The 11,962-nt window shown below is 31.7% G+C and carries 11 protein-coding genes; 1 reads left to right on the top strand and 10 read right to left on the bottom strand.

All coding sequences use genetic code 11. From position 1 onward, the window contains the following. Positions 1 to 154 precede the first annotated feature (154 nt). From mgtE to AADI82_RS09855, 10 genes are all read right to left on the bottom strand, one after another. The gene (mgtE, locus tag AADI82_RS09900; RefSeq protein WP_341216284.1) at positions 155 to 1,528 is read right to left on the bottom strand and encodes a magnesium transporter; all 1,374 of its coding nucleotides are present in this window, start codon (positions 1,526 to 1,528) and stop codon (positions 155 to 157) included. 38 nt (positions 1,529 to 1,566) lie between these two features. Next, a complete protein-coding gene (rsmA, locus tag AADI82_RS09895; protein WP_341216283.1) occupies positions 1,567 to 2,364 on the bottom strand; it encodes a 16S rRNA (adenine(1518)-N(6)/adenine(1519)-N(6))-dimethyltransferase RsmA in 798 nt (265 codons plus the stop codon). A gap of 391 nt (positions 2,365 to 2,755) precedes the next feature. Next, on the bottom strand, positions 2,756 to 3,079 hold the full coding sequence (locus AADI82_RS09890; protein WP_341216282.1) for a DUF4286 family protein: 324 nt from the start codon (positions 3,077 to 3,079) through the stop codon (positions 2,756 to 2,758). Between the two features lie 48 nt (positions 3,080 to 3,127). Then, positions 3,128 to 3,640 (bottom strand): GNAT family N-acetyltransferase, encoded by a 513-nt coding sequence (locus AADI82_RS09885; protein ID WP_341216281.1) that lies wholly within the window; start codon positions 3,638 to 3,640, stop codon positions 3,128 to 3,130. A 3-nt stretch (positions 3,641 to 3,643) separates the two neighbouring features. Beyond that, positions 3,644 to 5,422 (bottom strand): tetratricopeptide repeat protein, encoded by a 1,779-nt coding sequence (locus tag AADI82_RS09880; protein ID WP_341216280.1) that lies wholly within the window; start codon positions 5,420 to 5,422, stop codon positions 3,644 to 3,646. 207 nt (positions 5,423 to 5,629) lie between these two features. Then, positions 5,630 to 5,755, bottom strand: coding sequence for a hypothetical protein (locus AADI82_RS09875; protein ID WP_341216279.1), 126 nt, complete (start codon positions 5,753 to 5,755; stop codon positions 5,630 to 5,632). Positions 5,756 to 5,931: 176 nt separating this feature from the next. After that, positions 5,932 to 7,203, bottom strand: a complete 1,272-nt coding sequence (gene serS / locus AADI82_RS09870) for a serine--tRNA ligase (RefSeq protein WP_341216278.1) — start codon at positions 7,201 to 7,203, stop codon at positions 5,932 to 5,934. A 50-nt stretch (positions 7,204 to 7,253) separates the two neighbouring features. Beyond that, positions 7,254 to 8,564 (bottom strand): HTTM domain-containing protein, encoded by a 1,311-nt coding sequence (locus tag AADI82_RS09865; RefSeq protein WP_341216285.1) that lies wholly within the window; start codon positions 8,562 to 8,564, stop codon positions 7,254 to 7,256. Beyond that, complete coding sequence (locus AADI82_RS09860; RefSeq protein WP_341216277.1) at positions 8,554 to 9,489, bottom strand: bifunctional riboflavin kinase/FAD synthetase; 936 nt, start codon at positions 9,487 to 9,489, stop codon at positions 8,554 to 8,556. The genes AADI82_RS09865 and AADI82_RS09860 overlap by 11 nt, the downstream gene beginning before the upstream one ends. Positions 9,490 to 9,546: 57 nt before the next feature. Further along, complete coding sequence (locus AADI82_RS09855; protein ID WP_341216276.1) at positions 9,547 to 10,065, bottom strand: hypothetical protein; 519 nt, start codon at positions 10,063 to 10,065, stop codon at positions 9,547 to 9,549. A gap of 102 nt (positions 10,066 to 10,167) precedes the next feature. On the opposite strand from AADI82_RS09855, the gene AADI82_RS09850 reads away from it, so the two are divergent. Beyond that, the coding region (locus tag AADI82_RS09850) for a reprolysin-like metallopeptidase (protein ID WP_341216275.1) at positions 10,168 to 11,962 on the top strand (1,795 nt) is incomplete at its 3' end.

Below are 11,962 nucleotides of genomic sequence, written 5' to 3'. Positions count from 1 at the left end.
AGCTACGAATTAACGAATATTTAGGTTAAGAACTCGACATGCCAAATGGGCTTGCCTTAGGGATTGAACGGTATGTTTGAGCTCGCCGACCATAGGAGGCAGCGAGTAGTGAAAGCCCGCCCTCTTTTTTGGGGAACGCCCAAATGAAAAAGAACTAAATGCCTAATATCATTTTAGCTATCATGAAATATAGAAGAATGCCTAATATATCGTTGCTTGTAGTAATAAATGGACCTGTGGCAATGGCAGGATCGATGCCTTTTTTATTTAAAAATAATGGCACAAATGTCCCTATTAAACCTGCAACTATAATTACGGCAACTAGCGACACTGAGATTGCTAATGCTAAATCGATTTTTGATTCGTAAACCCACACAAAAAAGAAAAGAAAAACAGCCAAAATAAAACCATTAAGTGCCGCTAAAAGCATTTCTTTAATAAGTCTGCTATTAACACTTCCCTTTACATCATCATTAGCTAAACCTTGAACTATAATAGCACTGGATTGCACACCCACATTTCCTGCCATAGCTGCAATTAGCGGTGTGAAAAAGAATAATTTAAAAGCATCTCCTGTAAAAGATTCTTCGAAACCACCCATAATTAAAAAGGCTCCAATACCTCCAATAAGCCCTAAAAACAGCCATGGAATACGTGCTCTAGTAAGTTGTAAAATACTATCATCGGCTTCTACATCTTGCGTAATACCTGCTGCTAATTGGTAATCTTTATCGGCTTCTTCTTTTAATACGTCTACGATATCATCAATGGTGATTCTACCTAAAAGGATATGATTATTGTCTAACACCGGAATTGCTTCCAAATCATATTTTGCCATAATTTTAGCAACATCTTCTACATCGTCATGAACATTAACATAGTCTACATTAACTTTAACTAAGTCTGCTATTTTTTGGTCGCTTTTAGCAACAATTAAATCTTTTAATGATAGACGACCAATAAGCTTTTCTTCCTTATTTACTACATAAATAGAATGTACTCTTGTTACTTCTTTGGCTTGTCCACGAATTCTACGCATACAACCTGCAACCGTCCATGTTTCGTAAACTTTAACCAACTCTTTTGCCATAAGTCCACCAGCAGTATCTTCATCATAAGCTAAAAGTTCTTGAATCTCAGATTTATGCTCTTCATCTTCAATTTGAGAAATAACCGCTTCCTGTCGTTCTTCTGAAAGTTCAGAAATAATATCTGCGGCATCATCGGTATCTAACTCCTCTACTTCTTCGGCAATTTCTTTTGCTGATAGATTTTTTAAAACCTTTTCTCGATTATCTTCATCGAGCTCCATTAATATTTCTGAAGTGGTTTCAGAATCTAATAGCTTAATAACATACACCGCTTCTTCCAGATTTAACTCATCTAGAATTTCGGCTATATCGGCATGATGAAACTCATTAAGAAGTGTACGGAGCTCCTTATCGTTATTAACTTCAATAAGTTGCTCTACTTGCTTTACAAGCTCTTTTGTTAGTTCGAATTGTATGTTTTCTTTTTCTTCAGACATAAGACACTTCGACTGCGCTCAGTGTGACAATTAATGGATTATAAAATATCGTTTTCAATTAATTGCGTAAGCTCGATAAAGGCTTCTACACTTAATTGTTCTGGTCGTTTGCCAAATATAACATTTGCTTTTAAATTATCTGATAAATTGAATGTTTTTAAACTATTACGAAGTGTTTTTCTGCGTTGTTGAAAGGCTGTTTTTACTGTTTTAAACAATAGTTTTTCGTCGCATGGCAAGGTGTGATTTTCTTTTCTGATAAGTCTTAAAACACCAGATTCTACTTTTGGTGGCGGATTAAAAACAGAAGGCGGCACTGTAAATAAATACTCTGCATTATAAAAAGCTTGTGTTAAAACCGATAGAATACCATAAACTTTACTGCCTTCTTTTGAGCAAATACGTTGCGCTACTTCTTTTTGAAACATACCAGAGAATTCTGGAATTTGATCGCGCATTTCTAAAGCTTTAAAAACGATTTGCGTAGAGATATTGTACGGAAAATTGCCAATAATAGCAAAGGATTCGCCTTTAAAGGTTTCGTTTAAATCATACTTTAAAAAATCTTTCTCTATAATTCTTGGTGCTAAATTTAAGTAGTTTGCCTGTAAATAATCTACCGATTCGGTATCAATTTCTATAACATAGGTTTCAATATCCTTTTTAAGTAAATACTTGGTTAGCACACCCATTCCTGGGCCAATCTCTAAAACTTTTTCGTAATTTTTTAGAACTAAGGTTTCAGCAATTTTTTGCGCAACAGACTCATCATTTAAAAAATGTTGTCCTAAATGCTTTTTTGCTTTTACTTGATGTTGGTTTGGTTTGTATGCCACAGATAAATGAATATTAAGTTACTATTAGCAAAAAGGCTTTTCGACTGTATCCTAGATAATAATCTTAGGTATATAGAAAACTGACAACAATTATTCTTTTTTGTTTTTTATATTTTAAATTCTAAAAATTTAAAACATTTGCCCACTTTAAAAGAAACATAATTAGAAGCGTAATTCCGGTACTAGTGTATATTGTACCTTGCCAATAAAAAAGTCTAGTTCCCCATTGATTCCATAATTTTTTACCATATTCCTTTTTGAAATGACCACTAGTTAGTCTCCAAAAAAGGAAAGCAATTATTAAAAAAAGTGATATTGCTATTACCCAAATATTTTCCATTAGTCTAATTTTTAGTCTATTACGTTTTTAATAATTGTCAACAAAGCTAAGCTATTTAAAATTCACAGTATATTCATCTACAATTTGTAGCTCGGTTCTGAATGCGAGCATTTTATCTGCGAATTTTTTCAGTCCTTCAATTCTCATTTTTTCGGCATCTTCTCGATAGTAAGCATCTAAAGCTTCGCGTGAGTACGAACGGTATTGAATAGAATAGGTTTGTCCGCCCATATCTTCTTCTACCAAAACCTTGGTTAGTGTTGCCTTTTCAAATTTCCCTGTGCCTAACACTTGCGGAATGTGTTCTTTAATCCATGTGAGCCATTCTTCGTGAATGCTTTCGTCTATGTTTACAGTTACATTGTATATAATCATGTAGTGAAAATATTATGAGATTTCTCGCTATGCTAGAAATGACAAAATTTATAATGCTTTTGCAAATAACAGGAGTTCTTTGTCTTCTTCAAAGGGATTTATTCTTTTTTCGAAAACTAAACCTAGTTTTTCTAATAATTTAATTGAATTATGATTATCTGGGTTAGTAATCGCGACTACTTTTTTAAGCTTGAATTCTGATTTGGCAAGCTTCATAATTTCAACAGATACTTCGAAACCAAATCCTTTGCCTTCATATTCTGGAAGGAAACCAAAACCTATATCAACATCATCTAATTCGTCTCTTTTTATGAGTCCTGCTGTTCCAATTGTTTTGTTATTTTCTGCTTTTAATAATACTTTATAAAACCCAAAACCATTGTCTTTATAACTTTTTAAGTGACTATTTTTTATAGCTTCTTCGGCATCTTTTACAGACCTGATGTTTCTATCTCCAATGTACTTTAACCAATGTGGAGTGTTCATCAACTCTAGAAAAAAAGGAGCATCTTTTAATGTAACTTTTGATATTATTAATCTTTCTGTCTCAACTATTATCATTACTTAATTTATAGCATCGCCACGCAACGCTCTGTATTTTTTTCGTGCTTCAACAAAATAAATACTATCGACGTGATTAAAAATAATTTGCTCGTATAATACTTTTGCTTTTTCGGGTTCATTCAAATACTGTTCATAAATATGGGCTAATTTATAATAGGCATCATCCACTAAAATACCGTCTCTGTAATTGGCAATTATTAATTCGTAATTGGTTTGCGCTTTTTCAAATTGTGCTTTTTCTTCAAATAACTGTGCTTGTTTAAATAAAGCTTGTGCTACTATGGGTTCGGTTTTATGATTTTCTAAAATAGTGTTTAAAACCAAAATTGCTTCATCATCTTTATTTTGAAATGCCAATAAATCGGCTTTAGAATATAGTTTTAATGCTGTTTGTAAAGAGTCTTCGTATTTATTATCTGTTATTAATAATTTCAAATCGAGAGCATCATTGGCTATGAGTTGCGAGGTTGAAGCTTTTAAAATTTTGAGCTGAGATTCTGCCCACTTAAAATCGCCTTTAAAATAACTCGTTTTGGCGACTTTATAACGTGCTTCTTGAGAAAGTGTACTGTTTTTTAAGTTGCGTTGTATTTGCGTGTAATAAATTAAGGCTTTATTAAATTTTTCTTGAAGTACTAAAATATCGCCCAATTCTAGTTTAACTTCTGCTTTTTCAAACTCGGTTAATGGTAATTTTAAGGTGTTTTCTAAAAAATCAATAGCGTCATCTATCTCGTCATTATAAAATGCTAAAAAATGTGCGTAAGCTACTTGTAACTTTAGAGTTTGCGGAAAAATGCCAAATTCTTTAAACAACTCTAAATATTTATTATTTATAGCCTCGTAATTATCTGATAAACTTGCTTTAGTTTCAAGCTGTAAAAGATTGTAATGCGCATACAATTGGGTTTCTAAATCTTGAGCTGTTTCAATTAAAAATTCGAAGATTTCTTCGGCAACTTCATTATAGTTTTCATTTACAGCAATATTAGCCAACTCTTCAATTCTACTTAAACTTTCTGGCTGTCTGCTAAAAATAGCTTTTTCTTGTATAAATGCTTTTTTAAAATCTTTTTGTTGAATAAATAGCCAACTCAACATTTCATTCCAAAGTAAATTGGGCTCTTGTTGCATTTTTTTTAGTAGCACTTTTTTGAATAAAATATTATTTTCATTCGCACTATTTTCACTTATAAAATCATTAATAAACCGTTTAATATTATTTAAAGACACTGGGTTTTTTTCTGCAAATTCAATATAGCTAACAAACATTTTTTCAACATTTCCTTGTTCTCCATAAATTTTAGCAAGCTGAAACTTAAAATTTAATTCAGGTTTTAAAACCATGGCTTTTTCGTAAACCGTAATGGTTTCATTTAATAAGGTGTGATTTTGAAAACTTCGTGCCACAGAAAAGGCATTATTAACATTTTCATCTAAACTATTTATGGCTTTTTGGTAATATAAATTAGCATTTTCTAAATCGTTTTTAAGCTGGTAATTATAACCTAACTCAACAAAAAAAGCAGGGTACTTAATTCTGTTTATTAGCCTTAAAAGAAATACTTCGGCTTCGTTATACTGCTCTAATTGTTGATGTGTAATTACAAGTTGATTTATATAATTTATGTTTGAAGGCGATTTTGCGTATAGTTTCTTATACTCATAAAGTGCTTTTTCAAAATCTCCTTTATTAAAATAGTCTTTTGCTACAGCATCATCTTGCGAAAACGTGTTTGTGCAAAAAAGTAAACATAAAATAAAAAGAATCTTCATCATGTAAATATAACAATGTGGTAATTAGAAATTGTAAATATTATTATAAAAAATGCCCGAATAAAAATTCGGGCATTAACCAATCAACAATATCTTTTCTATTAACATCTGTTAATTTAAAAACAATATTACACAAGATTGGGGACAGTCTTAAAATTCTCAATACATGAGAATGAGTATTTTAAAGAGAATTTGGTTTTTAATAAATACTTATTTATTTACTATTGCTGCAGTGGCATTATTTTCAGTTTTAGATATTTCGAAATCTGAAAATAAGACCTTACCAGCAACTAAAACTAATGCAATTAAAAGCACTAAGCGTTTAATATTTTTCATGGTAGGTTAAGTTTACGCATTTGGTTGGAGCTAACTTCTAAAATATATTTTGAACTGCAAAAGAAATTGAAGCAAAATCGTTGAATAGCGTTTATTTTTTACACTTCATCGATTTTAAAGAATCTATATATTAATATTTGTAGGTTTTAGACTTCTTTTTTAGATTTATGATTCAACTAATCAATAATTGAAAAACCGGTGTAAGATTGCAACACTTCTGGGATTACAATACCATCTTTAGTTTGGTAATTTTCTAAGATGCCAGCAAGTACTCTTGGTAATGCTAAAGCACTTCCGTTTAGTGTGTGTGCTAATTCGTTTTTACCATCACTATTTTTAAAACGTAATTTTAAACGATTGGCTTGAAAGGTCTCAAAATTTGATATTGATGAGATTTCTAACCAACGGTCTTGTGCTGTAGAGAAGACTTCAAAATCGTAAGTTAATGCCGATGTAAATCCTAAATCGCCACCACAGAGTCTTAAAATTCTATAAGGCAATTTTAATTCTTGCAATATGGTTTTTACATGGTTTACCATACCATCTAAAGCTTCATAAGATTTTGTTGGATGTTCTACTCTTAAAATTTCAACTTTATCAAATTGGTGTAATCTATTTAACCCTCTTACATGCGCACCGTAACTTCCTGCTTCGCGACGAAAACATGGTGTGTAACCTGTAATGCCAATTGGCAATTCGTTTTCATTTAAAACCACATCTCTAAAAATATTAGTTCCCGGTACTTCGGCAGTTGGTATTAAGTATAAGTTATCCTCGGTAACATGATACATTTGTCCTTCTTTATCTGGTAATTGCCCTGTGCCAAAACCAGAAGCTTCGTTTACCATAAGTGGTAATTGATATTCGGTATAACCAGCTGCTGTATTTTTATCTAAAAAGTAAGCAATTAAAGCACGTTGTAACCTTGCGCCTTTACCCTTGTACACAGGAAATCCTGCACCCGTAATTTTATTACCAAGTTCAAAATCTATAATATCGTATTTCTTTGCAAGTTCCCAATGTGGTAAAGCTTCATCATGTAAAACAGGTATATCACCTTCTCTATAAACTTCCTCGTTATCTTCATCTGTATTTCCAGAAGGGACGATTTCGTTTGGTACATTGGGTATTTTATATAATAACTCATTTAATGCTTCAACTTTATTATTAAGTGAGTCATTAAGTGTTTTAGATTTATCTTTTAATTGACTTGTTTTTTCTTTTAAAAGGTTCGCTTTTTGTGCTTCGCCAGATTTGTATAGGTTCCCAATTTCTTTTGATAATGCATTCGATTCAGCCAAAGTGTTATCCAATTCGGTTTGAATACGTTTTCTGTCTTCATCAAAAAGAATAACCTCATCAATCATTTTTGAAGCGTCAATATTTCTTTTTGCTAATCGTGCAATTACCAAATCTTTGTTTTCTCTAATAAAAGGGACTTGTAACATGAGTAAAAAATTTAAGCGACAAATTTAATGAATTAGAGATATAAACACTCTTATTTTGAAGGTAAAATCCAATCGTTGTGTTTAAAGTAATTCCAAGACACATGAGCTAAATCAACATCTGGATTTATAAGTTGTTTATGCGGTTTCCCGTTAACACTTACCTTACAATTTACATAAATCGAAACATTTTGCCCATCCTTTTTAAATTGCTTTTTTAAATGTTGCGAAAATTGCCAAATAGCATCTGGTTTTGTGCTTGCTATTCGTTTTTGTTTTAGAGTTAAATAATTGTCTAAATTAATAATGTAGCTATTGCCTGTTTCCTTATTTTCAACTCTATAAGTTGCAGTTCCACTTTTAGCTCTAAGCATCATGCGCCAAGACAGCCTGTGGCCTTCTTCTGTCCAAAGCACATTGCCTTTTATAAAATGATGCCGTAATGGCAACCCTATTTGAATCAAAAAATATATTGAAAATAGTGCAATTAATGGAGTTTTATGTTTTGGAACAATAACTTCATCTAATTCATAAAAAACTTTCTTTTTTAAAAATAACTGTTGAATGGTTTTAGGGTTGAAAAAAAACACGGTAAAAGCTAATGCCAAATACGGAAAAATGCCAATTTGAAACACAAACGAGTTAAATAAATGAAAGAAAATAGATACTATAAATACCCATTTTCTGGTTGGTTTAAACAGTAGTAAAGGAATAATTAAACCATCAAACAGAATACCACCATAAGCCAGAACATAATGCAGCCATTTTTGTTGAAGAAACTCTCCTACTAACATGTAGTTTTGCTTACTCTTCATTAGTATTTCCATAACATTGGCGTTTAACCAATCTGGATATATTTTTGCTACTGAAGCATAGGTGTAAACAATGAATAATTGAAGCACAAAAACGAAATTACACCACTGTGGCATAGCGTAACTTTTAAGTTTTTGGTTTAGTTTTACATCTATTGAAGCATACCTATTTGCAGGCATAAAAACCATAATACTACTTATAAGCATTAATAAATAGTAGTGATTATTATACGATGATTTTTGCATGAAATACGTAGCAGACCACATAATTGTAAAGGCAATAATACTTAATCTGTATTTGTAACCTAGCATAATGCATAAAGAAAATAGGCTCATAATTACATAATACAAATACATGCCATTTCCTGATAATGGTTGCAACCACTCTAAACCAATAAACGAAAATGTGAATTCTGGGTCAATAAAAACACGTTTTACCCAGCCTGTAAAAATGGCGCCAACCGATTCTAAAAAACAAAGTAACCCAAAAAGGATTCTAAAAACTATTAAAGCTGAATTGTCAATATGTTTAAATAGCCATTTATTTAGCATCATGTTTTGCAATGTATGCGAGTGCGGTTTCTTTGTCTTTTACTAATTGATTTTTTAAAGCTTCAACTGATTCAAATTTTTCTTCGTCGCGAATACGCTCATGCAAATCTATTTGAATGGTTTTGTTGTAAATATCTTTACTAAAATTGAAAAAATGGACTTCGATACTTTCGGTATTTCCATCAACAGTTGGGTTAATACCAATATTTAGCATGCCAAATATTTTTTCATTATTAATTATTGAACTCACAATATAAGATCCGTATTTCGGAATCAATTTATAATCTTCTTCAACCTTTATATTAGCGGTAGAAAAACCTAATTGCCTACCTAATCCTTTGCCTTTAACAACAGTTCCGGTAATCATAAAATTATAGCCTAAAAACGTATTGGCTTTTGCTATATCGCCTTCGTTTAAAGCTTTTCTTATTTTGGTTGAACTTACTGCAACATCGTTAATATCTTGAGCCGAAATTTCTTCAACTTCAAAATTATAGGTGTTTCCAAAGCGTTTTAAATCTTCAATATTGGCGTTTCGATTTCTACCAAACCTATGGTCGTAACCAATAATTACTTTTTTAACATGTAGTTTATCTACTAGAATTTGCTTAACAAAATCTTCGGCTGAAAGTCTTGAAAACTCTTTGGTGAACTTTTTTATAAGCAGGTAATCTAACCCTAAAGCTTCCAATATGGTATGGCGTTCATCAATAGTATTTATTAATTTTATTGAAGAATCTTTTTGTAAAATCATTCGCGGATGTGGAAAAAAAGTGAGAATTACAGATTTTAATCCTTCTAATTTCCCTGCGTTAATTAAGCGTTTAACAATTTTTTGATGCCCAATGTGTACGCCATCAAAAGTGCCAATAGTGACTACTGTTGGTTGGTCTAGTAGAGTATTTAAGTTACGCTTTGTTTTCAAGCTTTTAATTTTACACAAAACTAGGTATAATGTAGTTTATAACAAACCTAAAATTCTCTATTGTAATTTAATCGTTTGATTTATTTCATTTATAATTTGAGGAACTTCTTCAATCTTGAAACTTAAACTAATTTTAAAGTTTATGTTATCTACTTTTACTACTGATAATTTGCCTTGATTTATTTTATAATATCCTGTTTGCCCTTTACAATAACACCATCTTGCAAAAAATAATTTTTCATCTTGCAAATTAGTTGTTTCTATCTCTAAGTTTTCAGGATTTAATTCAATAAAAATTTCTTCTCTATAGCCTCCATCAACATAATTAGAGTTTTCATTCTTCTTGTACTCAAACTTTAAAACTAAATAATTGCCATTTTTCATTTCTGGATAAATCATCCCCAAGTTATCCGTTTTAACTTGTAGGGTTTTATTTTTATAAACTCCTAAAGAACAAACACCATTTTCTGGACAGGCAGCAATACTAATACCCTTATTATTTATTGGTTTTATTTCGTTTTTTGCCTTACATGAAACTAAACAAATTACCAGGTATAATCCATATAAATACTTCATAAACAAATATATGTTATTTTAAAATGATTGCTTAATTTTTGTAATTTATACTTTAACGGAGTATTTTTAGCAGACTATATTAAAACTCCATCTTTAATTATTATGAAATTTTTTTACATAAAAAGCTATTTATACCTACTTCTGTTTCCATTTTTTTTAACAAGTCTTTCTGCTCAAAATAATAAAGCGTTTTGGACTAAAGTATCTAAAGAAGAAGCCTCAATAGGCAAAAAAGGAGCTAGAAAAACAGAACCTTTAAAGTCTGTTTACTATCAGTTAGACATTAACAGATTAAAAACTGCTTTGAGTAGTGTTTCAAAACGTAATACTAAAAATGAAGCATCAAATCTTATTATTCAAATTCCGAATAGCGAAGGTCATTTTGATAGTTTTGAAGTAAAAGAATCTTCTGTTTTAGAACCTGACTATCAAGAAAAATATCCAGAGTTAAGAACTTATATAGGTCAAAACATAGAAAATCCATCATCTATAATTAGTTTTAGCGTTACTCCAAAAGGGTTTCATGGCATGGTCCTTTCTTCAAAAACTGGTACTCAATTTATAGATCCTTATACACAAAACAACACTTATATAGTTTATAACAAAGGTGATTTGCCTAGACTAAAAGAAGCCTTTAAATGTTATTTACCAGACGATGCAACTGTTGCAAGAGAAATAAGTAAAAAATCAAAATCTTTTAAAAATGCCAACGATAGTAAATTAAGAACCTTTAGATTAGCATTAGCCTCAACTATAGAATACTCCGAATATCACTGGGAAGCAGCAGGCTTAACAGATGGAGATACTGAAGCCGCAAAAAAAGCGGCAGTATTAGCTGCTATGGTAGTAACCATGAATCGTGTTAACTCTATTTTTCAAAGAGATTTGGCAATTAAAATGACCTTAGTAGATAATAGTAACATCATCTTTATTAATACTGATAGTTTTACTAATAATGATGCAGAATTATTAATTGATGAAAGTCAAAGTGAAATTAATAGCATTATAGGAGCAGCTAATTATGACATTGGACATACGTTTAGTACAGGCGGCGGGGGATTAGCATCATTAAATTCTCCTTGTGTTGATAATAGAAAAGCAATGGGTATTACTGGGTCTTCTAATCCTGTGGGAGATGCTTATGACATTGATTATGTAGCTCATGAAATGGGGCATCAATTTGGCGCACCTCATACATTTAATGGAAATGCAGGTGAATGCGCAGGTGGCAACAGAACTGCAACTAATGCTTACGAACCAGGAAGTGGCTCTACTATAATGGCTTATGCTGGAATTTGTTCTCCTCAAAACGTACAGCTTCAAAGTGATGCTTATTTTCATCAAAAAAGCATTCAAATGATTTGGGATAACATTACTACTGGTTTAAGTACTTGTGGCACTGAAACTATATTAACTAATAATGTACCTATTGCTAACGCAGGTCCCGATTATACAATCCCCATTTCTACAGCATATAAGCTTGTAGGAAGCTCAACAGATCCTGATGGCACTACAGGACATACTTACACGTGGGAACAATATGATTTAGGCTCTTCAGGACTTCCTAAAGAAACCAACACCTCAGGCCCTCTAGTTCGTTCATTTGAAGGCTCCAGTAATCCAGTTAGAAATATTCCTAATTTTCCAGATTACGTAGCTACAGCAGGCTCAACAACATGGGAAAAACTGGCTTCGGTTAATAGAACGCTTAATTTCGCACTCACAGTAAGAGACAACGATGTTATGGGAGCAGATGGTGGTGGACAAACAGATGTAGATTTTGTACAAATATCTGTAAATAGTACTGACCCATTTGCAGTAGTAAATCCTGTTTCGTGGGTACAAGGAACAACACAAACCATTGAGTGGGTTGTGGGCCAAACTACCAATGGTACTA

The organism is uncultured Wocania sp. (assembly GCF_964021735.1).
Taxonomy (GTDB): Bacteria; Bacteroidota; Bacteroidia; order Flavobacteriales; family Flavobacteriaceae; genus Wocania_A.
Note: the sequence above shows the minus strand (reverse complement) of the source record. Positions and strands in the feature narration are given on the sequence as shown.